Annotated in this window: 20 protein-coding genes, 1 tRNA gene and 1 pseudogene; 14 read left to right on the forward strand and 8 right to left on the reverse strand. The window is 64.3% G+C overall.

The genetic code is table 11. The features are described from left to right. The first annotated feature begins 8 nt into the window (after positions 1-8). The 5 genes from UP09_RS06235 to UP09_RS06255 all read left to right on the forward strand — a co-directional run bounded on the left by UP09_RS06235 (position 9) and on the right by UP09_RS06255 (position 3969). Positions 9-284, forward strand: coding sequence for a hypothetical protein (locus tag UP09_RS06235; protein WP_156164477.1), 276 nt, complete (start codon positions 9-11; stop codon positions 282-284). A gap of 221 nt (positions 285-505) precedes the next feature. After that, positions 506-763 carry a hypothetical protein gene (locus UP09_RS06240; protein ID WP_044537207.1) on the forward strand — a complete coding sequence of 86 codons (258 nt, stop codon included), beginning with the start codon at positions 506-508 and terminating at the stop codon, positions 761-763. Between the two features lie 7 nt (positions 764-770). Next, the gene (gene dapA, locus UP09_RS06245) at positions 771-1751 is read left to right on the forward strand and encodes a 4-hydroxy-tetrahydrodipicolinate synthase (protein WP_082070009.1); all 981 of its coding nucleotides are present in this window, start codon (positions 771-773) and stop codon (positions 1749-1751) included. 62 nt (positions 1752-1813) lie between these two features. Continuing rightward, positions 1814-3211 (forward strand): NfeD family protein, encoded by a 1398-nt coding sequence (locus UP09_RS06250; protein WP_044537223.1) that lies wholly within the window; start codon positions 1814-1816, stop codon positions 3209-3211. After that, complete coding sequence (locus UP09_RS06255; RefSeq protein ID WP_044537208.1) at positions 3208-3969, forward strand: slipin family protein; 762 nt, start codon at positions 3208-3210, stop codon at positions 3967-3969. The genes UP09_RS06250 and UP09_RS06255 overlap by 4 nt, the downstream gene beginning before the upstream one ends. On the opposite strand, the gene UP09_RS06260 is transcribed toward UP09_RS06255, so the two are convergent. Next, positions 3939-4145 carry a hypothetical protein gene (locus UP09_RS06260; protein WP_044537209.1) on the reverse strand — a complete coding sequence of 69 codons (207 nt, stop codon included), beginning with the start codon at positions 4143-4145 and terminating at the stop codon, positions 3939-3941. The two genes, UP09_RS06255 and UP09_RS06260, sit on opposite strands and share 31 nt — an antisense overlap. A gap of 1 nt (position 4146) precedes the next feature. Beyond that, on the reverse strand, positions 4147-4422 hold the full coding sequence (locus UP09_RS06265; protein ID WP_044537210.1) for a hypothetical protein: 276 nt from the start codon (positions 4420-4422) through the stop codon (positions 4147-4149). A 255-nt stretch (positions 4423-4677) separates the two neighbouring features. On the opposite strand from UP09_RS06265, the gene UP09_RS06270 reads away from it, so the two are divergent. The 3 genes from UP09_RS06270 to UP09_RS36260 all read left to right on the forward strand — a co-directional run bounded on the left by UP09_RS06270 (position 4678) and on the right by UP09_RS36260 (position 8995). Then, entirely contained in the window at positions 4678-5085 is a 408-nt protein-coding gene (locus UP09_RS06270) for an Hsp20/alpha crystallin family protein (protein WP_044537211.1), read from the forward strand. Positions 5086-5095: 10 nt separating this feature from the next. Next, on the forward strand, positions 5096-7483 hold the full coding sequence (gene lon / locus UP09_RS06275) for an endopeptidase La (RefSeq protein WP_044537212.1): 2388 nt from the start codon (positions 5096-5098) through the stop codon (positions 7481-7483). A 318-nt stretch (positions 7484-7801) separates the two neighbouring features. After that, on the forward strand, positions 7802-8995 hold the full coding sequence (locus UP09_RS36260; RefSeq protein ID WP_052832987.1) for a hypothetical protein: 1194 nt from the start codon (positions 7802-7804) through the stop codon (positions 8993-8995). A gap of 100 nt (positions 8996-9095) precedes the next feature. On the opposite strand, the gene UP09_RS06285 is transcribed toward UP09_RS36260, so the two are convergent. The 5 genes from UP09_RS06285 to UP09_RS06305 all read right to left on the reverse strand — a co-directional run bounded on the left by UP09_RS06285 (position 9096) and on the right by UP09_RS06305 (position 15391). Continuing rightward, positions 9096-9350: a PsiF family protein gene (locus UP09_RS06285; protein WP_044537213.1), complete on the reverse strand. Its 255-nt coding sequence runs from the start codon at positions 9348-9350 to the stop codon at positions 9096-9098. Positions 9351-9554: 204 nt separating this feature from the next. Then, on the reverse strand, positions 9555-11213 hold the full coding sequence (locus tag UP09_RS06290) for an OFA family MFS transporter (RefSeq protein WP_044537214.1): 1659 nt from the start codon (positions 11211-11213) through the stop codon (positions 9555-9557). Positions 11214-11618: 405 nt separating this feature from the next. Beyond that, positions 11619-12146: a molybdopterin-guanine dinucleotide biosynthesis protein B gene (mobB, locus tag UP09_RS06295; protein WP_044537215.1), complete on the reverse strand. Its 528-nt coding sequence runs from the start codon at positions 12144-12146 to the stop codon at positions 11619-11621. 146 nt (positions 12147-12292) lie between these two features. Then, positions 12293-14269 (reverse strand): molybdopterin biosynthesis protein, encoded by a 1977-nt coding sequence (locus UP09_RS06300; protein ID WP_044537216.1) that lies wholly within the window; start codon positions 14267-14269, stop codon positions 12293-12295. A 9-nt stretch (positions 14270-14278) separates the two neighbouring features. Beyond that, positions 14279-15391, reverse strand: a complete 1113-nt coding sequence (locus UP09_RS06305; protein ID WP_044537217.1) for a molybdopterin-binding protein — start codon at positions 15389-15391, stop codon at positions 14279-14281. 208 nt (positions 15392-15599) lie between these two features. Between UP09_RS06305 and UP09_RS06310 the strand changes: the two genes are divergently transcribed. Continuing rightward, entirely contained in the window at positions 15600-16790 is a 1191-nt protein-coding gene (locus UP09_RS06310; RefSeq protein WP_156164479.1) for an ABC transporter substrate-binding protein, read from the forward strand. Between the two features lie 139 nt (positions 16791-16929). Here UP09_RS06310 and UP09_RS06315 read toward each other — a convergent pair whose 3' ends face one another. Further along, on the reverse strand, positions 16930-17898 hold the full coding sequence (locus UP09_RS06315; RefSeq protein ID WP_044537219.1) for a TAXI family TRAP transporter solute-binding subunit: 969 nt from the start codon (positions 17896-17898) through the stop codon (positions 16930-16932). 123 nt (positions 17899-18021) lie between these two features. Here UP09_RS06315 and UP09_RS06320 point away from each other — a divergent pair, with 123 nt between their 5' ends. The 5 genes and pseudogenes from UP09_RS06320 (at position 18022) to istB (ending at position 22823) form a co-directional block, all read left to right on the forward strand. Beyond that, entirely contained in the window at positions 18022-19002 is a 981-nt protein-coding gene (locus UP09_RS06320; RefSeq protein ID WP_502689033.1) for a Bug family tripartite tricarboxylate transporter substrate binding protein, read from the forward strand. A gap of 474 nt (positions 19003-19476) precedes the next feature. Then, positions 19477-19552 (forward strand) — tRNA-Ile (locus UP09_RS06325). Positions 19553-19606: 54 nt separating this feature from the next. Continuing rightward, a complete protein-coding gene (locus tag UP09_RS36580; protein ID WP_063840133.1) occupies positions 19607-20377 on the forward strand; it encodes a hypothetical protein in 771 nt (256 codons plus the stop codon). 83 nt (positions 20378-20460) lie between these two features. Next, a pseudogene (gene istA / locus UP09_RS06335) lies at positions 20461-22030 on the forward strand (IS21 family transposase). Beyond that, positions 21960-22823: an IS21-like element helper ATPase IstB gene (gene istB / locus UP09_RS06340; RefSeq protein ID WP_044536175.1), complete on the forward strand. Its 864-nt coding sequence runs from the start codon at positions 21960-21962 to the stop codon at positions 22821-22823. Before istA ends, istB begins: the two are co-directional and overlap by 71 nt. The last annotated feature ends 2 nt before the right edge of the window (positions 22824-22825 follow it).

Below are 22825 nucleotides of genomic sequence, written 5' to 3' on the forward strand. Positions count from 1 at the left end.
GCGCCATCGTGAGTGCAAAAGAGTTGCCGCGGGAATTGCGCTCGGCACAGGTCCTGATCCGGTTTGGATTCCGGATCGCGATCATGATCGGCTTTGCCGCGTTCGCCAGCATCGGTTTCGGCAGGAGCCTGGTCGCGCTGCTGTGGATGTCTGCGCTGCTGTGCGCCGTGGTCGGCGCCGCCAAGCGCGAGCCGCCGTTCAGAGCCCAGCTCAATCATTGGGACGAGATGACCGCCTATGTCGCGCTGTGCGCGCTGGGCACCGGCATCGTCGAGCACCTCTAGAGCCGTTTCCGTTCCGATAGAATCGGAACGGGGCTCTAGATTCTTGTTTTGACGCGTTTTCTTTACGCGAACCGGCATCCACTTCGCTCGAAAACGCTCTGAAACCCATCCCGAAAATCCTATGCGCCTCCTATGACATCGGTTGCCGCTCGCGCTCGATTTCATATCCGGCAAGACCGACATTGAATGCGTGACGTTGACTTTGAAAAGGACTGACTAACGTGAAACTCGTCGAACCTCCCTCGTGCAGCTCGGCATCTTCCATCGTCTTCATCGGCCGCAACCGGCGCGGCCAATGGGTCGCCCAGGAGCAGAACGGCCTTTATGGCGGCCTGTTCGTCAATCGCGCCCAAGCCGTCAAATACGCGCTGTTCGAAAACGGCCAGCACCCCGAAATGCTCGTTGAGCTGTCGCGCGAGATCGAGCTCGACATGCACAGCCGGGCGACCGCCGGCATCCCCATCAGCCGCGTCGCCTGAGCCCCAGATGCTCTGCCCTCCACAGCCGGCCGAATGGCTCTCGGGTTACATCCCCGACCTTCCGACGCCCTTCAACGACCAGGGCGGGATCGACGAGGCCGCGTTCGGCCGGCTTTGCGAGCGCCAGATCGCCGCCGGCGCCACCGCGCTGGTGGTCGGCGAGACATCGGGCGAAAATTCGACATTGGAGCCGGCGGAGCGCGAGCAGCTGGTCCGCATCGCCGTCGACGTCGCCCGCCACCGGGTGCGCATCATCGCCGGCGCCGGATCGAACGCGACCGAGCGGGCGATCATTTTCACGCAAGCCGCGGAAGCCGCCGGCGCGGACGCCGTCATGTCTGTGGTGCCCTACTACAACAAGCCGATGCCGTCAGGCATGGCAGCGCATTTCCGCGCCATCGCCGCAGCGACGACGCTGCCCGTCATCCTGCACGATATCCCGGCGCGAACGGTGCGCGGCTTGCCCGACGACACGCTCATAGAGCTCGCGCGATCGCCGCAATTCGCCGGGTTGCGGGACGGCAGCGGCGACATCGCCCGGCTGACGCGGCTGCGATCGCACCTGCCGGCAAGCTTCCGGCTGTTGACCGGCGACGACACGACGTCGCTCGCCTATCTCGCCGCTGATGGCGATGGCTGCATCTCGTCAATGTCGAATGTCGCGCCTGACCTTTGCGCGGCCATTCACCGGAATGTCCGTGAGGGGCGGCTGCATCAAGCGTGCGAGCTGCACCGGCGGCTCATGCCGATCACAACGCTGCTGGAGCGGGAGCATCCCACCGCCCTGAAGTTCGCACTCGCGCTGCTTGGATTCATGCAGCCGACGACGCGCCTGCCGATCGTGCAATTGGACGCATCCGCAAAGGCCGAGGTCGCGCAAGCGATTGCAGGCCTCGCCGACGCAGCGGGGTCAAGCGGAGTCGTGAACCATCTGTTCGCAACGCCCGTCATCGCAATGCACAATGACCTCGGCGCGCATCGTCGGTGACGCCACTGCCATATTGAGGTTCCAGAACGGCGCCCCATATCCCTGACAAGGGAGTGCTTGCCGTGCAGACCTTCAAGGCGGCCCTCGTTGCGGCGACCGTCTTCGTCGCGCTGGTTGTCTCCATCCGTCCAGGCGCCGCGGAGGAGAACAGCCGCCTTGCCATGACCATTGCGATCGATGGCGCGGTCGGACCGGCGTCGGCCAGCTATGTGAAGACGGCTTTGGCCAAGGCCGCCGAACGGCACGCCGAGATTGTCATCCTGCGCCTGAATACACCGGGCGGTCTCTCTACCAGCATGCGCGAGATCATCGCCGATGTGCTCGCCTCGCCGATTCCTGTCGTCGGCTACGTCGCTCCCTCCGGCGCCCATGCCGCGAGCGCCGGGACCTACATTCTCTATGCGGCCCATATTGCCGCCATGGCGCCGGGCACCAATATCGGCGCCGCGACGCCGGTGCAGATTGGCGGTCCGATACCCGGTCTGCCGGGCGCCGCCCCGGACAAGGACGGCAAAGACAGCAAGGATGGCGATCACCCATCCGAGCCGAAGGACGCCATGACGGCGAAGGTGACGAATGATGCCGTCGCCTTCATCCGCAGCCTTGCTGAGCTGCGTGGCCGCAATGCCGACTGGGCCGAAAAGGCGGTCCGCGATGCCGCCACGCTTTCCGCCAACGGCGCGTTGCAGGCCGGTGTCATCGACCTCGTCGCGCGCGATCCGGCCGAATTGCTCAGGCAGGTCGATGGTCGCGTGGTGGAGGTCGCAGGCGGCAAGACGCAACGGCTGGCGACCAAGGATGCCGTGCTCGAAGCCATCGATCCCGGCTGGATCTCGCGGGTCCTGGCGGTCATCACCGATCCGAACGTCGCATTCATTCTGCTGATGGTCGGCATCTACGGGCTGATCTTTGAATTCATGACCCCGGGCACGGTCGCCCCGGGAATCGTCGGTACGATCTGTCTGCTGCTCGGCCTGTATTCTCTCAATCTGCTGCCGATCAACTACGCCGGCTTTGCCCTGATGCTGGTCGGAATCGCGCTGCTCGCCATCGAAGCCTTCAACCCGACCGTCGTGATTGGCCTTGGAGGCATCGTTGCCTTTGTGCTGGGCGCGCTGATGCTGTTCAGGGTCGAAGCGCCCGGCTACGCGCTGTCATGGTGGGTCATCGGCATCACCGTCGCGGTGTTCGTCACTTTCTTCCTTGCCGTCCTCGGCGCACTTCGCCGCGCCGCCAGGGGACCCGCCCTCCTCGGCGCGCAGGCCATGCGCGGCCTGCCGGCCGAAGTGCTCGACTGGTCCGAGACCACAGGTCACGTCTTCACCAACGGTGAACGCTGGCAAGCGCGCGGCACCGAGACGTTCAAGTCCGGAGAGACGGTCGAAGTGGCCAACATCATCGATTTGACGCTGGTGGTCCGGCGCACGCCGGCCGCCGCCGGCCAAGGAGGTACAGCATGACGCTTGATTATTTCGCCTATGCGGCACTCGTGCTGCTTGTCATCATATTCCTGACCCAGGCGGTTCGCGTGCTGCGCGAATATGAGCGCGGCGTCGTCTTCACGCTCGGCCGCTTCACCAGCGTGAAGGGCCCGGGGCTCATCATCCTCATTCCGGTCGTGCAGCAGCTGGTGAAGGTCGATCTCAGGGTGATGGTCCAGGTCGTGCCGCCACAGGACGTGATTTCCCGCGACAACGTCTCGGTCAAGGTCAACGCCGTCCTTTACTTCCGCATCGTCGATGCCGAACGCGCCATCATCAAGGTCGGCGACTACATGGCCGCGACCAGTCAGCTCGCACAGACCACGCTGCGCTCGGTGCTCGGCAAGCACGAACTCGACGAGATGCTCGCCGAACGCGACAGGCTGAACGCCGACATCCAGGAGATCCTCGACAAGCAGACCGACGTCTGGGGCATCAAGGTCACCGCAATCGAGATCAAGGATATCGATCTCAACGAAACCATGGTGCGGGCGATTGCCAAGCAAGCCGAGGCGGAACGGTTGCGGCGCGCCAAGGTGATCAACGCGATGGGCGAGCAGCAGGCCGCCGAGAAACTCGTCGAGGCGGGCCGAATCCTCGCCCAGGAGCCGCAGGCCATGCAGCTACGCTATTTCGAGGCGCTGCATGACATCGCGGGCGAGCGCTCCTCGACCGTGGTGTTTCCGCTCCCGATGAACATCCTCGATCACCTGACGCGGCGAAGTGAAGCGACCTGACCCGGCAAATGCTTGGCCCGCCAGGCCGGTCCGGGACCGCGCATGTAATGCGCCTCGGGCCGGTAGACCGTGACCGGCTCCTTGCCGATCCAGGCGAGGAACTTGAACAACGAGTCTGCGGCGCTGCGTAGCAGCGCGGCGATACCAGTCGATGATGATGATGACGATACGCGCATCTCAGTAATCCCACTTCTCGCCGAGCACGACCGGAGCCCGCGGATATTTCTCGGCGTCCGCGCCGAGGCTACCGACATCCAGATTCATTCGCGCCCAGCTGTCGTGGCCGCGATGCAGCAGGAGCTCGTTGCGCAGCCGGTGGATCTTCGCGGCCGCGATGGCGCTGTGGATCATCCTGAAGGCGGCGCCGATCCGCTTGATCGCCCGCCGGAGCGTGAAACGAGAGGCGCCGGCCGAGGCGTGCAGCCGGGCATCGTGTGCATAGAGCAAGGTCATGTCCCACCTTCCTTTTGGCGGCGCGCGCGAGCGCACCGCGTCACCCCGGAAGATGCTGATAAGACCGTAGGAATTCGAGATGGCCCGCAGCCAAGCCGCATAGGCACGGCATAAAGGGCAGCCGCCTCGCGGGCTCGCTGCAAATCGGGACATCGCGGGGCTTTTGCCCCCGATTTGCCCTGTCCGGGGCCGGTTTACGGTCGGCGGCAACACCGGTAACCTCCCGGTCCGCAGGTCGGACGCAGTGAGGTGCCCATGCAGCCCAAGGATCCCATCAACTGGATGCTGTCAGATGCGATCGAGACGCTGGCGCGGGCCGAGCGCATGCATCAGCGCTTCCTGAATCTGCATCCGCGCACCGGAAACCGCGAGCCGAGCTGGGAACCGCCGATCGACGTGATCGAGACCGACGACGAAATCCTCATCCTGGTGGCGCTGCCGGGAGTCGACCCCGATGAGGTGGAGGCGGCGCTCGATGGCGCGACGCTCGTGGTCAGCGGGCGCCGCGCATTGCCCGCGGAACTGCGCGATGCCCGCATCCTGCGGCTCGAACTGCCGCAGGGACGGTTCGAGCGCCGCATTGCGCTGCCAATCGGCCGCTACACCATCACCCGCTTCGCCGCGCATGGCTGCGTCGGGCTGCGGCTTGGAAAATTGAGCTGAGGAGTTCGGCATGTCCGATGTAGCAAGCGCAGCGCCGGTATCCTCGTCCGATCGTTCGACGCCGATTCCGGCGGATGCCCTCATCATCGTCCCGGTTCGCAACACCGTGCTGTTTCCGGACGTGATCATCCCGATCACGATCGCGCGCGCGACATCGATCGCCGCCGCACAGCAGGCGGTGCGCGAACAGCGCCAGATCGGCATCCTGCTGCAGCGCGATCCGGAGACCAACGACCCCGGCCCCGATGGTCTCTACCGCGTCGGCACCGTCGCCAATGTGGTTCGCTACCTCACCGGCCCCGACGACAGCCATCATCTGGTCTGCCAGGGCGTGGCGCGTATGCGCGTACTCGACTATCTCCCGGGGACGCCGTTCCTGGCAGCGCGCGTTCAGCAGATCCCGGAGCCGACGGCAACCTCACCCGAGATCGAGGCGCGCTTCCTCAATTTGCAACGCCAGGCGATGGAGGCAGCGCAACTGCTGCCACAGGCGCCGCCGGAACTGGCCGCGGCGCTGCAGGGCACGACGTCGCCGGCAACGCTCGCCGACCTTGCGACCTCCTTCATGGACCTCAAGCCGCAGGACAAGCAGGACATCCTCGAGACCATCGATCTTGCGCTGCGGATGGACAAGGTGTCGCGGCATCTCGCCGAGCGCATCGAGGTGCTGCGGCTGAGCCAGGAGATCGGACAGAAGACCAGGGCCGTGTTCGACGAGCGCCAGCGCGAGGCGATCCTGCGCGAGCAGATGGCGACCATCCAGCGCCAGCTCGGCGAAGGCGACGGCAAGGCGGCCGAAGTGGCCGAGCTGACCAAGGCGATCATTGATGCCAAGATGCCACCCGAGGCCGAGAGCCAGGCGCAAAAGGAGCTGCGCCGCTATGAGCGGATGCCGGAGGCAGCAGCCGAATCCGGCATGGTGCGCAGCTATCTCGACTGGCTGATCGAGCTGCCCTGGAGCATTCCGGAGGAGAAGCCGATCGACATCGCGGAAGCGCGCAAGATCCTCGACCAGGACCATTACGGCCTTGAGAAGATCAAAGGCCGCATCATCGAATATCTGGCCGTGCGCAAGCTGGCGCCCGGCGGCAAGGCGCCGATTCTCTGCTTCGTCGGGCCGCCCGGCGTCGGCAAGACCTCGCTCGGCCAATCGATCGCGCGCGCGATGAGCCGGCCCTTCGTGCGGGTCAGCCTCGGCGGCGTGCATGACGAGGCCGAGATCCGCGGCCACCGCCGCACCTATATCGGCGCGCTGCCCGGCAACATCATCCAGGCCATCAAGAAGACCGGCGCGCGCAATTGCGTGATGATGCTGGATGAGATCGACAAGATGGGCCGCGGCGTCCAGGGCGATCCGTCGGCCGCGATGCTCGAAGTGCTCGACCCCGAGCAGAACGGAACGTTCCGCGACAATTATCTCGGCATTCCCTTCGACCTCTCGCGCGTCGTCTTCATCGCGACCGCGAACATGCTCGACGGCGTGCCGGGACCGCTGCTCGACCGCATGGAGATCATCAGCCTCGCGGGATATACCGAAGAGGAGAAACTCGAGATCGCGAAGCGTTATCTGGTGCGTCGCCAGCTCGAAGCCAACGGGCTGAAGGCCGACCAGGTCGAGCTCGAGCCCGATGCCATCAGGATGATCATCAAGAGCTACACCCGCGAGGCCGGCGTCCGCAATCTGGAGCGCGAGATCGGCAAGGTGTTCCGCAACGTCGCGGTGCAGATCGCCGAAGGCAGCACGAGCCGCGTCGTCATCGCCGCAAAGGACATCGTGGCACTTCTGGGCCAGCCGCGGTTCGAGAGCGAGATCGCGATGCGCACCAGCATTCCCGGCGTCGCGACCGGGCTCGCCTGGACCCCAGTCGGCGGCGACATCCTGTTCATCGAAGCGTCACGTACGCCGGGCAGAGGCGCGCTGATGATCACCGGACAGCTCGGCGACGTCATGCGCGAAAGCGTGCAGGCCGCGATGACGCTGGTGAAAAGCCGGGCCTCGCAGCTCGGCATCGACCCGGCGATCTTCGAGAAGAGCGACATCCACGTCCACGTCCCCGCAGGTGCTACGCCGAAGGATGGCCCGAGCGCGGGTGTCGCGATGTTCACCGCCCTCACCTCGCTGCTGACGGATCGTACCGTGCGCAGCGACACCGCGATGACCGGCGAGATCTCGCTGCGCGGCCTCGTGCTTCCGGTCGGCGGCATCAAGGAGAAGGTCGTTGCGGCCGCGGCCGCCGGCCTGACCCGCGTGATGCTGCCGGCGCGCAACAAGCGCGACTTCGACGACATCCCGGCCGGCGCCCGTGCCAAGCTGGAGTTCATCTGGCTCGAACGGGTCGACGACGCGATCGCCGCCGCGCTCGAGGGCGCCAAGGCAACGCCTGCCGCGGCGGAGTGATCACAGGCAGCCTGGCACCGCTGTCGGCAACGCAAGCGTCGCCGTCGAGATAGCCTGAACAGAATGCGCATGCGCATCTGCCTTCGCCGTCGGTTCACACCCCGTCGGCGCATCAAAATAATCGCGGCCCGGCCCAATCATAGATTGTCTTCGTGGACGGATAACGTCTACGGTTGATGCTTGATGGAAACGCGGCGAGGACTGGCACAAGCTGATTTTCCAACGGGGTGGTGACGGCGCGCACGTCACGAAGCAAGCGTTTGGCTCCAGACGGAGCCGACCGTCCGGCGCCGCGTGAGGCCGAAGGGAATTGCGATCATGACCAAGTCCATTGAAATCCAGGTCGCATTGGACGATCTCGAATTTCTGAAGACCAACCGGTATTTGCTCTGCTTCGCCGCGACCAATTCCGGCATCGTCTGGCGGTGCTTCAGCGATTATCTCGCCAGCAACCCATTCAGCCTGATTTCGCAATACGGAGTGTTCGGCACCTCGTCGCTCAACATCGGCAGCGTGATCACGATCGACACCAACACCGTGGCGATCGCGCCGGGCCAGCAGTCGACGCTTGACGCGGACGCCGTATTCCACCCTCCGGCCGTCGGCGGGATGCCCGAAAGCATCACGATCAACAACCAGTATGGGCAGCCGATCGGCGTTGGAATGAGCCGCGCGTTGATCGGGCCGGACAATGTTCAGCAGACGACGCCGGTCTTCGCAACATTGGTCAAGGGGCCGGGCATCATTGTCATCACGCCCGATGACAATGTGCGCGTCTGGCTGCAGCAGGACATCGTCACGAGCACCATTGTCGACCCCCGCTCCATCGAAAATTCGATCGAGGTCGATCTTGGCGCGAAGGATGCCGCACGGCTGCTCTATCAGGGCGGCAAGTGGAGCGAGACGTCCGGCGCCTGGTCCGATTCCGACTACCATTCCCTGAAGTCAGGCCAATACAATCTGTGCTTTGCCCAGAAGACCAACGGCATCTACTCCGTCGTCTGCCAGTCCATTTCCAACTACTTGCCGTCGACCCGCTTCTCATGGCTTCCGAACTACAGGCTGTTCGGTACCAATTTCTTCACCGCGGGCACGCAGGTCGCGATCGAGACCAATGTCGTCGATGTCGGGCTTATCAGGCAGGCCATCGCCAGCATCGACGCCGCGGGCGTCGTGAAGCCGGCGGCCGATGCCAGCCCCTCCAGCTTCATCGCGTTCTCGAACAGCTACGGCCCGATTCACCCCGGCCTGGAGGGATCCTCCGCGGGCCCCGACGGCGTGCAACGATCGTTGCCCATCTTTGTGGGACGAGACGCCGTCGGAGCCGGCTTGGTGTTGCTCACCCCGGTTGACGTGGTCCGGGTCTGGTTTCAGCAGCAGATCGTTTCCGGCACGATGCTGAGCCAGGAGATGTTGGCCAAGGTCAACGCCTTCGAAGTCGACCTGACCGCTGCGGATACCGCGTCGCTGCGCTACCAGGACGGCGTCTGGTCGACGACCGTCGCGGATTGACCACCAACCAGAGCTCTCTCGGGCAATAGCCGGTCCCGGACTTGATCCGGGATGGATTTCGGTCCGCGAAGATAGCGCGTCAAGACAAGAACCTGGAGGCTCAGGTCTTGCTCATGCAATCTTCCATGTAGAACCAGCGGTCGTCGCCGGTCAGCCCCTTGGCCTTCACCTCGGCGCGGCACGCCCTCATCTTGGGCCGGTTGGCAACCCAGGTCGCCTTCATCTCCTTCAGCTTCTCCATCGTCAGCTTGACGCGTGACGGCTTGGCCTCGGGCGCCGCGCTGGTCTGGGCCGACGCGGCCTGCAGCCCGGCAACGAGCGTGGCCGCCACCAGAAGAGTGCCGATGCGAATCATGAAAGTTCCCCGTGTCTTGAAATCGATGTGGTGATGGGTCGGGACGTGTGAACGCCAAAGAACGTCAGACAACGCCGACTTGCGGCGTGCCCTGGCGATTCGAGCATTGATCGGGGAAAGTGTGAAGCGGTTTTCCGAAACTATTCATTCTCAAACAGCGCACCAAGGCGCGATGCTGATCGCATCGCACCTTGGTTTACGCGATCAGAAAATCAGGGCCGCCTTCTGAAGCGTCTTGTAAACGCCCCAGGCCAGCGGAATCGCCACAAAGGCCCAGAACAACAGCGCCTTGGTGTCGAAGCCGCCCTTGCCGATGCCGAACGATCCACTCGGGCCGGACGCCGCAGCACTTGCCGTCTCGGCCTGAAGCCTGGCGAGTTCGGCCTCGCTCATGTGCCACTTGGACTCGACCGGCCGGATCCGCGAATTGCAGATCAGGCCGACGACCAGCAGGCCTGCCAGGATGTACATGGTGCGATCGTAGACCAACGCGCGCTCGATCCCGGCCTGAAGCTGCGCATCCCTGATATAGCCGACCAGCAACGGACCGACGACGCCGGCCGTCGACCACGCCGTCAGCAGGCGGCCATGGATGGCGCCGACGAATTGCGTGCCGAAGATATCGGCGAGATAGGCCGGGATGGTGGCGAAGCCGCCGCCATACATCGTCAGGATGATGCAGAAGGCTCCGACGAACAGGGCTCGCGATCCCATATGGCCAAAGCTCGGCGCGAGCGCATAGAGCACGATGCCGAGGATGAAGAACGTGTAGTAGGTGGTCTTGCGGCCGATCTTGTCCGACAGCGACGCCCAGAAGAACCGGCCGCCGATGTTGAACAGCGACAGCAGGCCGACGAAGCCTCCCGCCGCGATGGTCGCGGTTGCAGCCTTCTGTCCGGCATCCAGCGCGGCGAAGCCGACCCCGGGCTTGCCGATCAGCGCACCACCGAAGATCTCCTGCAAAATCGGCGAGGCCATCGCCAGCACGCCGATTCCGGCAGAGACGTTCATGCAGAGCACCATCCAGATCAACCAGAACTGCGGCGTCTTGTGCGCGTTGTCGAGGTGGACATTGGCCGAGCTGATCATGCGATTGGAGGCCGCCGGCGGCGTCCAGCCGTCGGGACGCCAGCCGGCCGGCGGCACGCGATAGCCGAAAGCGCCGATCATCATGAACACGAAATAGATGACCGCCATCGCCAGGAAGGTCTGCCAGACGCCGATCGAGGTCGGTGTCTTGAAGTAGTTGATCAGGAGATCGGCGAGCGGTGAACCGATCATCGCGCCGCCGCCGAATCCCATGATCGCCATGCCGGTCGCCATGCCACGCCGGTCGGGGAACCACTTCACCAGCGTCGACACCGGCGAGATGTAGCCGAGGCCGAGGCCGACGCCGCCGATCAGGCCGAGGCCGATCCACAGCAGCCAGAGCTGGTGGACGTAGACCCCGAACGCGGAGATCGCGAACCCGCCGGACCAGCACAGCGCCGCGACGAAGCCCGCCTTGCGCGGACCGGCGCGTTCCAGCCAGCCGCCGAACAGCGCGGCCGACAGGCCGAGCACCACGATGCCGATGGTGAAGATGATCAGCAGGTTGGTGACCTGCCAGTCGCAAGTGGTCGTGAAGAGGTCACCGATCACCGAGGGGTTCTGGCACGCGGCCGGCTTGTCGAGGCCGATCGCGCGCGACAGCGGCAGCCAGAACACGCTGAGCCCGTAGGACATGCCGATGCACAGATGGATACACAGCGCCGCGGGTGGCACCAGCCAACGGTTGAAGCCGGCGGTCGCAATCGTCCGTTCCTTGTCGAGGAAACCTGCGCCTGCCCCGGATACGGTTCCGGCGCTGCTCATCGTGGTCATTGAAACCTCCCATGCAGCCGCCGTTGCGTCTGGCGTATCTGCCGTCTTCGATCCCGTCTCAGCCCCGTTGCGGACAACCATGACGCGGTCGTTCCGCACAATTCCTTGCATGCGCCGGGACCAGCCATGCGCACTCCGGAATTTTAACCCCCGACGCGTCCGGATATGCCCCCGGCCGTGCGGCCCGATCTGGAAGGAGGCTTGCCTCAGCCACCCACGTGCCTTTGTCCGGGCACGACTCCATCTCCACAACCCAGTGGAGATTATCAATTCGTGCAGAATTGGAGAACAGGTGTCGATAGGCAAAAGGTAGATATCAGGCTGTAATTAACCCGTACGCGGCGATGCAGCATTTGACTTGTCTATCGTTCCATTCGCCTTCTCGATCAGGAAAAACCGGCCCCGTCAGCGATCGGCGGGACCCCTCCCCAACACATCGTCGACCGGAATCGCAAACCGCAGCATTAATGCCGCCACGTCTTCGATGCCGTCGAGGTGAGCCACCGGCAGCGTGGTTTCGACCGGGACATCGCTGGCGATCCCGACCACGCTCGCGTCGTCGGGAAACAGCAGCGGCTTGCCATTGGCCGCGCGATGCACCTCGATCTTGTTGATCGGCTCGCGCTTGAAGCCCTCGACCACGACCAGATCGACCCGCGCCATCTTGCCGAGCAGCTCCGGCAGTTGCGGCTCGCTCGCCCCGCGCAGCTCGTGCATCATGGCCCAGCGCCGTGTCGAGGACACCAGCACCTCGGTCGCGCCGGACTGCCGATGCACCCAGGAATCCTTGCCGGGCACGTCGACGTCGAAATCGTGGTGGGCATGCTTGATTACGGAGACACGCAAGCCGCGGCCAAGCAGATAAGGGATCACCCGCGACAGCAAGGTGGTCTTGCCGGCGCCGCTCCATCCCGCGAGGCCAATCACTTTCATTCTGTCCATTTCCGCTCAGGAACCTGTTGTTGCTCCGTCACTGCGACGCGAAGCGACGAAGCAGGCCGTTGTTTCACCCGGCCTCCAGCATGCTTATATCGGCTGGCAGCCCATGTCATGCCAGCCCGGCCAACACCAAACGCCCCTCATGCCGCGAGCGGCCCTCCGTCCGGCGCTGCCGGCCTGAAGCCCGCCTTCTCCAGCGCGGCACGGCTTTCATCCGACGCCAGCGCGTCGAGAAAGGCCTGCACCGCCGGCCGCCGCTTGCGCGCCGTCACCAGCGCAAAATCATAATGCTCTTCGGCGAGTGGAATGAAACCGAGCCCGGACGCATCGGCGACCGGCGCGATGGTCATGCCCCAATCGGCGCGCTGCTGCGCCACGGCGGCCGCTACCGCGTTGTGCGAGCGTGGCTGATTCCAGTAGCCGTCCGGCCGCGCGCCCGCGAGCAGCCGATCGATCAGAATACGGGTGCCGGCACCCTGGTTGCGGTTGACCATGATGCAGGCGGGATCGGCGAGCGCGGCGCGCACCGCCGCTTGCGCACTCAAGCCCTCAAAGCGCCTGTCGCCCTTGCGGAACACGATGCCCTGCATGCGCCGCCAGCCGGGCACGAGCTCGAGGCCGTCGGCGAGATACGGCGTGTTGTAGGTCTCGGTCTTGTCGTCGAACAGATGGATCGGCGCCAGATCGCATTCGCCGCGCTTGGCCGCCGCCAGCCCGCCAAGGCTGCCGACCGCGATCGAACGCACCGCAAGGCCGGCGCGGGCCAGCGGCGCGGTGACGAGGTCGAGCCCGGTGCAATGGCTGCCGACGATCACGAGATCGGGCACCCGCACATGCGGCGTGAACAGCGTCACCTCGGCATCGCTGCCCGCCGGCATCTGGTCGGCGAGCGCATCGATCTTCAGGAAACCGTCGGCCTGCGCAAATGACGTGATCGCGCCGGAGCCCTTGCCGGTGGGATAGGCGATCAGGCCCCCGACACCCTCGACCAGCGACACCATCACGAACTCGGTGCGGCCGAGTTCGGAGGCGATCCGCACCGGCACCTTTGCATTCACCTTGGCATCCGAGCGCGGCGGCAGGCCGGCCATCCGGCGCAGCACAGGCACGATCATGTCGTGGAAGGTGAACATCGCCGAGGTCGGAAATCCCGGCAGGATCACCACCGGCTTGCCATCGCAGACCGCAAGGCACAGCGGCTTGCCCGGTTTCAGCGCCACGCCATGGGCGATGATGCCGGGCTCGCCGAGCCGCGCGATGATCCGGTGCGAGACGTCGCCGGCGCCTTTCGATGTACCGCCCGACAACACCAGCATGTCGCTCTCGGCCAGCGCGTTGCGCATGGCGGCCTCGAGCTCAGCCTCATCATCCGCGATCGCGCCGAGGAACGCCGCGTCGCCGCCATTCTCGGCGATCGCCGCCGTGACGATCGCGCCATTGGTGTCGTAGATCGCGGCCGGCCGCAACGGCCGACCGGGTTGCACCAGTTCGTCGCCGGTCGAGAGGATCGCGACCCGCGGCCGCCGCGCCACCTGAACGCCGGCGATGCCGCAGGCCGCCAGCATGCCGATCTCACGCGAGCCGATCACGGTGCCGGCACGCAGCAGCGCCTCGCCGCGCGCGATGTCCGAACCGGCATAGGACACAAATTGTCCGGGCGAGGTGGCGCGCCGCACCTCGATCGCGCGATCACCCGCAGGCTGGGTGTGCTCGACCATCACGACGGCATCGGCGCCACGCGGCAGCGGGCCGCCGGTTGCGATCGGTGTTGCGGTTCCCGACAGCACCGGCCGGGTCGGCGCGGTGCCGCAGGCGATCGTCTCGTCGTTCAGCACCAGCCGCACCGGCGCCGCTTCGCCAGCGGCCGCGAGATCGGCGGAGCGCACGGCAAAGCCGTCGACATTGGAGCGATCGAACGGCGGCACGTCGATCGGCGCGACCACGTCCTCCGCCAGCGCGCAGCCGAGCGTATCGGCGAGTGCCCGTAATTCGCGCGGCACCGCGCGGGGAAACAGGGCGGCCTCGAAGCGCGCCAGCGCCTCCTCGCGGGAGAGGATGGTCAGGAACTGGTCCTGATCGACGGATGGCCTCGGATTCGGCACGGGCGTGTCGGTCATTTCAGGCACTCACTCCCGCAACATATAGGCATCGACGGACGTGCCCGCCGCAAAGCCTTCGGCGGCGCCTGATACAACCAGCCAGGCTTCGGCGCGCGCGATCGCATCGAGCGAGAGGTCGCCGATCGCCAGTGGCATCCAGGCGTCCTGCTGACGCGCGAGCAGCACGATCTCGGCGACGCCGACGCTGGATGCGACCTTGCGCGCCAGCGGCAATCCGAGCGTCTCGCGCGGGCGCCGTCCCGACAGCCGATCGAGCACGGGAATCGCAATGGCGCACCATGCGGCGAAGGCTTGATCCGGCGCTCCCGGCAATGCGACGACTGGCGTGGTGCCGATCCGGCCCACGGCCGCGGTGCGGCCGGGCTGCAACGCAATGCCATGCGCCAGCACCTCGCCGCGCCCGGCAAGCGCCGTCACCGCCGCATCGGTGCGGCCGACGCCGCTGCCGCCGATCGTGATCAGCAGATCGCAGGCACGCGGATCGAGTGCGGCTGCAATCGCCGCGGCATCGCGGCCCGCGGCCTCAGTGCATACGATTTCGGCGGCGGCCATACGCGCGGCCTCTGCGACGAACTGCGCCGACACCTGACCGCCGGGAATATTGACGACGCAAAGCCGCGGCCGCCGCACCATCAGCCTGTCCACCCCAGCCGCGCGCAACAGCAGGAGGTCACGCGGCAGCACGCACCGCCCCGCCTCGATCACCGTCCGCCCTTCGGCAACATCGCTGCCGGCGCGCCGCACACCCTGCCCCGGGATCGCCTCGCCGAGCACTTGTGCCATCGGTCCGGAGGCGTCGATCACATCGGCATCGACCACGCAATCGGCGCCGTCGGGCATCGCCTCACCCGCCTCGACCCAGACCGGAGGCACGCCCAGCGGCAATGGCGCGTAGGAGGACGCACCGACCAGATCGTTGGCACGCATCGCCCAACCATCACCGATCGCGACGTCGCGCGGCGGGTGCGCGCGCAAGGCCGGCATCTCGGCCGCGATGCCGTGCAGGGCCTCGGCCAACGGCAATTCGCGCGGCGCCACCGGCACGAGTCCGCGCAGCACGGCGTCCAGCGCCGCCTCGAGTGGAGTGAGCGAAACCGGCAGGCGCTGAGCTGTTGTCATGGCCCGCTATGGACTGAATCGGATGCGAAATAAACTCCCCCGAAGCCTTCCCCGGGCGGCGCCATTAGACCGAAGACGCGTTGACGCGGACCCCAAAATGGTTGCAAAAGAAACCAATATGACCGGGTCCGGAAGGCCCGGCACAAGCAATAATGGGCCAATGCGCCAATCCAGGGAGGGAAACGGAATGATCGCCAGGCGACTATCCATGTGTGGGACGCTCGCGGCCGCGCTGCTGGCCTCGTCGGCCGCGTTGGCGCAGGTGTCCGACGATGTGGTCAAGATCGGCGTGCTGACCGACATGAACGGCCCGGCTTCGACGCCGACCGGACAGGGGTCCGTCACCGCAGCACAGATGGCGGTCGACGATTTCGGCGGCACGGTGCTGGGCAAGCCAATCACCGTGATCGTCGGCGACCACCAGCTCAAGCCCGACATCGGCGCCGGCATCGCGCGGCGCTGGTATGACGTCGACCAGGTCGATCTCATCGTCGACGTGCCGGTGTCCGCGGTCGGGCTCGCGGTGCAGAACATCGCCAATGAGAAGAAGAAGCTGTTTATCACCCATTCGACCGGCGCGACCGATTTCCACGGCAAGTTCTGCTCGCCCTACGCCATGCAATGGGTGTTCGACACCCGCGCGCTCGCCGTCGGTACCGCGCAGGAGGTGGTGAAACGCGGCGGCGACAGCTGGTTCTTCATCACCGACGACTACGCGTTCGGCCACTCCTTGGAGAAGGACGCGTCCGCCGTGGTGACCAAGAACGGCGGCAAGGTGCTCGGCGCGGTGCGGCCGCCGTTTGCGACGCCGGATCTGTCGTCCTTCATCCTGCAGGCGCAGGCCTCGAAGGCCAAGATCATCGGCATTGCCGGCGGGCCCCCGAACAACACCAACGAGATCAAGACCGCCGGCGAGTTCGGCATCATGAGCGGCGGCCAACAGATGGCCGCGCTGCTGGCCTTGATCACCGACATCCACTCGATCGGGCTATCGGCCGCGCAGGGGCTGTTGCTGACCACCTCGTTCTACTGGGACATGGACGACAAGACCCGCGAATGGTCGAAGCGCTATTTCGCCAAGATGAACCGGATGCCGACGATGTGGCAGGCCGGCGTCTATTCCTCCGTCACGGCCTATCTGACCGCCATCAAGGAGAGCGGCACCGACGAGCCGCTGAAGGTCGCGGCCAAGATGCGCGAGAAGCCGGTCGAGGATTTCTTCGCCCGCAACGGCAAACTGCGCGAGGACAATCTGATGGTGCACGACCTCTGGCTGGTACAGGTCAAGACGCCGGCTGAATCGAAATATCCGTGGGACTATTACAAGATCCTGGCGAAGATTTCCGGCGACGACGCGTTCGGCCCGCCGGACCCGGCCTGCGCGATGGTGAAGAAGTGACTGCGTAGCAGTCATTCCGGGATGGTCCGTAAGGACCAGACCCGGAATCTCGAGATTCTCAGGTGCGCAATTGCGCACCGTAGTTCGCTGCGCGCCCCGGAATGACCTTTGTATGAAGCGCTGCGCCTTCATACAAAGGTCACTTCACCACCCCGATCTCGCGAAAATATCTGAGCACGCCGGGGTGGATCAGGTTGATGTCAGGCGCGGCGGCGACGGTGTTCGCCGCCGTCGTCTCGCAGGCCTGCGCGAGCTTCTTGCAGAAATCAGCCTCGACGCCGTGCAGCGTTTTCGCCAGCCGGTAGGCGACATCATCGGGCAGGCTTGCGCGCACCAGGATGTAGCTCCAGGAGCCCACCGAAGAGATCGCCTCGGTCTGCTTCGGGTAGCTATTCGCGGCAATCGTCAGCGGCTTCAGGAAGGTGTGCTTGGCGCGGATCCGCGCGATCTCGTCAACAGTCGGCGCGATGAAGCGGGCACCGATCGCGCTCTCGGCCATCTTGGTGAAGCCGGGCCAGCCGATACCGGCGCCCCAAAGTGCTGCGGCGCGGCCGTCCTCGACCATGACAGGGCCATCGCCGGCGCGATCGAGATAGATCGACTTGAAGTCTTCGTCCTGCTTCAGCCCGATGCCGTCGAGGATGTAGCGCGAGAGAATCGGCAGGCCCGAGCCCTTGGCACCGAAAGCGATCGGCTTGCCGACGAGGTCATGAATCGTCTTGTAGGGGCTGTCGGCGCGGACCACGAACATGCCCGGGCTTGAATACATCGCAGTGAGGATCTTCAGTTTGGTCGCAGGCGGCTGGCCGATCCCCTTGAAGGCCTCGTAGGACGGCTCGCCCGCAACGGTTGCGATATCGACGGCATCAGCCTCGAGCAGCGGAATGTTCTCGTTGGAGCCCTTGGTGTTGCGCGGCTCGATCGACAGCGTCGGATCGGCCGCGTTCATGACTTCGGCGAGCGCGTTGCCATAGAGCGGAAAGCCGCCGCCCGGCGTCGCCGTGGCGAAATGGATCGTGGTCTTCGACAAAACCTTGCCTCCCTCTTGCGCCGCCGCGCCGCCCGCGACCAGCAGCGCGCCTGCGCAAATCATAACAGCGAATTTCATCTCAAGCCTCAAGTTGCACTCCCGCAGGGCAGACTATCGTCGCACGCGGGTGGTCGTAGGCAAAGCCGGCGTTTTGTGAAACCATTGCGGGCAACAGTCACAAGAAAATGACGCAAGAAAATGATGGGAGAGACGATGTTCCGGTTGGTCCGTGCTGCATTGCTCGGTTTGGTCTGCTGCCTCGGCTTCGTTGTCCCCACCTCCGCGGCCGATTATCCGAACCGCCCGGTGCGCTGGCTGATCGGCTTTGCCCCCGGCGGCCCGGTCGATATCGTCGCGCGCATCATGAGCCAGTGGCTGTCGGATCGTCTCGGTCAGCAATTCGTGGTCGAGAACCGCGCCGGCTCCGGCGGCAATATCGCCGCTGCCGCCGCGATCAACTCGCCGGCGGACGGCTACACGCTGTTGTTCGTCGCGCCCAACAATGCGATCTCGACTTCGCTCTACAAGAAGCTGCCGTTCGATTTCCAACGCGACACCACGCCGGTCGCGAGCATCATGCAGCTGACCAACATGCTTGTGGTCGCCAACGCAATGCCTGTGACGACCGTCCAGGAGTTCATCGACTACTGCAAGGCCAATCCGGGCAAGATCGCCTACGCGTCGTCCGGCAACGGCACCTCGGTGCACATGTCGGCCGAATTGTTCAAGGCGATGACCAAGTGCGACATGCAGCACGTACCCTATCGCGGATCTGCGATCGCCTTCCCCGACATCATCTCCAACAAGGTGCAGCTGATCTTCGACAATCTGCCCTCGGCGCTGGAGCAGTCGCGCGGCGGCACCGTGCGCGCGCTCGGCGTCACCTCGCCGCAGCGCTGGCCCGGCGTGCCCGACGTGCCCGCGATCGCCGAGACGGTGCCGGGCTTCGAGTCGGTCGGCTTCTACGGCATCTCCGTGCCCAAGGGCACGCCGCCCGAGATCGTCGATATCCTCAACAAGGCGGTCGGCGAGGCGCTGAAGGACCCAAAACTCCTGGCGCGACTTTCGGAAGTCGGCGGCATTCCGAAGCCGATGACCCCCGCCGAATTCGGCAAGCTCGTCGCCGACGAGACCGAGAAGTGGCGCAAGGTGGTGGAGTTCGCGGGGGTCTCGGTGGATTAGGGTCGCGACATCATTCGCCTGCGTCATGTGTCGTTGGACACGCCACACCCACCACCGTCGTAGCCGGCCTCCGCAGGGGCGCACTGCCAAAATATTGAAAACAACCCCATGCAAAGTAGCCGGCAGCCGCTGCCAGCATTCGACATGACCACTTGACACGTCGGGCAACTCACCGGCATTATTCCACTATTCCGAAATCCCGCAGGCGCCCTCGCCCCGGGCGAAACGTGGCCGTAGCCATTTTCGCGAGCGGACTCGACCACCCAAATCATCTTGAGATCATTGGCAAAATTCGATTTTCGGCGCAGGCAGGATTGGCTGCCCGAATGGACTCCATGACCCTTTGGCAGGCCTCAAGCCGGCAGGCGTTGGCCAGTCGGGTCCGGGGCCGGCAGCGCCATTGCCGGATCACCCCTCACCCTGTAAACGGAGCCCGCACCGTTGCCGGCCGCCCCACGCGGCCCGCAGGCGGCGGGGCCTGTAGCTCAATGGTTAGAGCCGGCCGCTCATAACGGTCTGGTTGCAGGTTCGAGTCCTGCCGGGCCCACCATTCCTCGAAAAATCAAAGCCTTGGCTCCGGGATGCCCGCTGGTGGGACATTCAGGTGGAGCATTTCGGCGTGTTTGTTCCCTCGTATCTGGCCGTGTCGCGTCACGGCATCTACTATTTTCGATGGCCCATGCGGGCTGCGTCAATGGAGCGCAGATCATCAAGCGTGAAGATTTCGCTACAAACACGCGATCCGAAGGAAGCATTGCGGCTGTCACGCGCACTGAGCTATTTGACCCAACAGTTGTTTCAGGACTGCACCGAGCGCGGAATGACGTTTGAAGAGATACGAAGGCTGCTGACTACGCATTTCAGCGAGAGGTTGGAACAGCACAAGCTAACGATCGCAAAAAGCGGTCGCATTAGCCACCTGGATAGGTCAGCCTACGAGAACACATTGGTCTTTGCTACTGAAGCGGTACAAGACGGAACATCGTTGTTCCCAGGTGGAAATGATGACGACTTCGTTGCTCGCTTTATAGAGCGATACGGGCTCACTCTCCAACCCGGTACAAACACTCATACAACTCTTCATACAGAACTAAAGCGAGCCCATCGCGACTATTGCTCGTCTGTGCTCGCCTACGATAGTTCTCTCGATAGCTATCAATTTGAAAACAAGATAGATGACGCGCGAAGCGTGGATAAAACCGCGGCCGTTCCACCTTACACCTCGCTACAGAAGCTCATAGATCGCTATACGCAGGATAGTAATCTTGGTGTGCAATGGACACCAAAAACCCAACATGAGAAGGCGGATCATTTTGCCCTTCTTATCGAGTTACTGACCGCAAATGTCATTCGGCCTGCAATATTGACCCCCTAAGCCGGGGGATCGGCGTCCAAAATTGACCCCCTACAGGTTGGTCTGTTGCGCTGCCTGCTTTGTAATGAAGCAGGTGGTCGGGGATGCTGGTCGTGGAGACAATTGCCCGGATACGGCGCGAACACTTCATCAAGGGCAAGACGATCAAGGAGATCGCCCGGGACCTGAAGGTGTCGCGGAACACGGTCCGGAAGGTGCTGAGGTCGGGAGAGACCTCATTCGAGTACGAGCGTGTTGTCCAACCGCGGCCGAAGCTGGGACGATGGGCAGCGGAGCTCGACGGATTGCTTGCGGGGAACGCAGCTAAGGCTGCTCGCGAACAGTTGACGTTGATCCGGATCTTCGAAGAGCTGCGCGGGCGCGGCTATGATGGCGGTTACGATACCGTTCGGCGTTACGCCAGGCGGTGGAGCCAAGAGCGTGGGCAATCGACGGCTGCAGCCTATGTCCCGCTGAGCTTTGCGCCTGGGGAAGCCTATCAGTTCGACTGGAGCCACGAGGTCGTCCTGCTCAATGGCGTAACGGTGATCGTGAAGGCCGCCCATGTCCGGCTCTGTCACAGCCGGATGCTGTTTGTGCGGTGCTATCCGCGCGAGACACAGGAGATGGTGTTCGACGCCCACGACCGGGCATTTGCTCTGTTCAAGGGCACCTGCGGACGCGGCATCTACGACAACATGAAGACGGCGGTGGAGACCATCTTCGTCGGCAAAGGGCGTCTCTACAATCGCCGCTTCATGCAGATGTGCAGCCACTACCTGGTCGATCCGGTTGCCTGCACGCCAGCGTCGGGCTGGGAGAAGGGTCAGGTCGAGAACCAGGTCGGACTTGTCCGGGAGCGCTTCTTCACGCCACGGCTGCGGTTCAAAACCCTCAACGAGTTGAACGCGTGGCTGTTGGACAAGTGCATCGCCTACGCCAAAGCGCACCGGCATCCGGAACTGATCGAACAGACGGTCTGGGAGGTGTTCGAAGCTGAGCGACCGAAGCTCGTTCCCTATGCCGGCCGGTTCGACGGATTCCACGCGGTGCCGGCGTCGGTCTCGAAGACCTGTCTGGTGCGTTTCGACAACAACAAATACTCGGTCACGGCCAGCGCTGTCGGGCGGCCTGTCGAGGTTCACGCCTACGCCGACCGCATTGTGATCCGCCAGGACGGGCGCATCGTTGCCGAGCATGCTCGCTCGTTCGGCCGCGGCGATACCGTCTACGATCCCTGGCATTACGTGCCGGTGCTGGCTCGCAAACCCGGTGCCTTGCGCAACGGCGCTCCCTTCAAGGACTGGGTACTGCCGGCCGCGATCGAACGTGTACGGCGCAAGCTCGCCAGCGCCGACGATGGCAATCGGCAGATGGTCGACATCCTCAACGCAGTTCTGACCGACGGCTTGCCGGCCGTCGAAGCCGCCTGCGCCGAGGCGATCACTCACGGCGTTCATTCCGCCGATGTCGTGCTCAACATCCTGGCCCGCCAGCGTGATCCTGCGCCACCGGCCAACATCCTCACCCCGGCTGCGCTGACATTGCGCCATGCCCCGATCGCCGACTGTGCCCGTTACGACAACCTCAGGAGAACCATCTGATGGAACGTACTCAACTGTTCGACCTCATGAGCGAGCTCAAGCTCTACGGCATGAAGGCCGCCTTCGATGAGATCATGGCGACCGCTGTCAAACGCCAGCACGAACCTCAACGCATTGTCGGCGACCTGCTCAACGCCGAGATCAACGAGAAGCAGGCGCGCTCGATCAAGTACCAGCTCACCATCGCCAAACTGCCGCTGGCCAAGGACCTTGAGGACTTCCAGTTCGAGGGCACTCCTATCAACCAGACGCTGGTCAATGATCTCGCCGGCGGCGGCTTCATCGCCCAGCAACGTAACGCCGTCCTGGTCGGCGGTACCGGCACCGGCAAAACACATATGGCCATCGCCATCGCCAGAAGCTGCATCCGATCTGGTGCCCGCGGCCGCTTCTACAACGTAGTCGACCTCGTCAATCGCCTGGAGATCGAGACCCGCAATGGACGGCAGGGTCGCATCGCCGAGCATCTGACCCGGATGGACTTCATTGTCCTCGACGAACTCGGCTACCTTCCGTTTGCTCAATCCGGCGGCCAGCTACTGTTCCATCTCGTCAGCCGGCTCTACGAGCGCACGTCGATCGTCGTCACCACCAACCTATCCTTCGGGGAATGGCCCAGCGTATTTGGCGACGCAAAGATGACCACCGCGCTGCTCGATCGTCTGACTCACCATTGCGATATCGTCGAGACCGGCAACGACAGTTGGCGCTTCAAGAGCCGCGACGACGATCACGCAACCCGCGCTCGCACCGTCTCCGCAACCCCGACCAGCTCCGACGGCGCGAGCGCTACCGCCAAAACCCGTCGCCCAAAGGGGTCAAAATTGGACGCCGATGCGGGGTCAAATTTGAACGCCGATTGACA

It is taken from the genome of Bradyrhizobium sp. LTSP885 (assembly GCF_000938305.1).
Lineage (GTDB): Bacteria > Pseudomonadota > Alphaproteobacteria > Rhizobiales > Xanthobacteraceae > Bradyrhizobium.

Bases quoted from the DNA above. Each gene is read 5' to 3' on its own strand.
- istB (WP_044536175.1), top strand. From the start codon at position 21,960: ATGGAACGTACTCAACTGTTCGACCTCATGAGCGAGCTCAAGCTCTAC.
- lon (WP_044537212.1), top strand. From the start codon at position 5,096: ATGTCCGATGTAGCAAGCGCAGCGCCGGTATCCTCGTCCGATCGTTCG.
- UP09_RS06255 (WP_044537208.1), top strand. From the start codon at position 3,208: ATGACGCTTGATTATTTCGCCTATGCGGCACTCGTGCTGCTTGTCATC.
- UP09_RS06305 (WP_044537217.1), bottom strand. From the start codon at position 15,391: ATGACAACAGCTCAGCGCCTGCCGGTTTCGCTCACTCCACTCGAGGCG.
- UP09_RS06270 (WP_044537211.1), top strand. From the start codon at position 4,678: ATGCAGCCCAAGGATCCCATCAACTGGATGCTGTCAGATGCGATCGAG.
- UP09_RS06285 (WP_044537213.1), bottom strand. From the start codon at position 9,350: ATGATTCGCATCGGCACTCTTCTGGTGGCGGCCACGCTCGTTGCCGGG.
- dapA (WP_082070009.1), top strand. From the start codon at position 771: ATGCTCTGCCCTCCACAGCCGGCCGAATGGCTCTCGGGTTACATCCCC.
- UP09_RS06290 (WP_044537214.1), bottom strand. From the start codon at position 11,213: ATGACCACGATGAGCAGCGCCGGAACCGTATCCGGGGCAGGCGCAGGT.
- UP09_RS06260 (WP_044537209.1), bottom strand. From the start codon at position 4,145: ATGCGCGTATCGTCATCATCATCATCGACTGGTATCGCCGCGCTGCTA.
- UP09_RS06310 (WP_156164479.1), top strand. From the start codon at position 15,600: ATGTGTGGGACGCTCGCGGCCGCGCTGCTGGCCTCGTCGGCCGCGTTG.
- UP09_RS06320 (WP_502689033.1), top strand. From the start codon at position 18,022: ATGGGAGAGACGATGTTCCGGTTGGTCCGTGCTGCATTGCTCGGTTTG.
- UP09_RS06300 (WP_044537216.1), bottom strand. From the start codon at position 14,269: ATGACCGACACGCCCGTGCCGAATCCGAGGCCATCCGTCGATCAGGAC.
- mobB (WP_044537215.1), bottom strand. From the start codon at position 12,146: ATGAAAGTGATTGGCCTCGCGGGATGGAGCGGCGCCGGCAAGACCACC.
- UP09_RS36260 (WP_052832987.1), top strand. From the start codon at position 7,802: ATGACCAAGTCCATTGAAATCCAGGTCGCATTGGACGATCTCGAATTT.
- UP09_RS06265 (WP_044537210.1), bottom strand. From the start codon at position 4,422: ATGACCTTGCTCTATGCACACGATGCCCGGCTGCACGCCTCGGCCGGC.
- UP09_RS06315 (WP_044537219.1), bottom strand. From the start codon at position 17,898: ATGAAATTCGCTGTTATGATTTGCGCAGGCGCGCTGCTGGTCGCGGGC.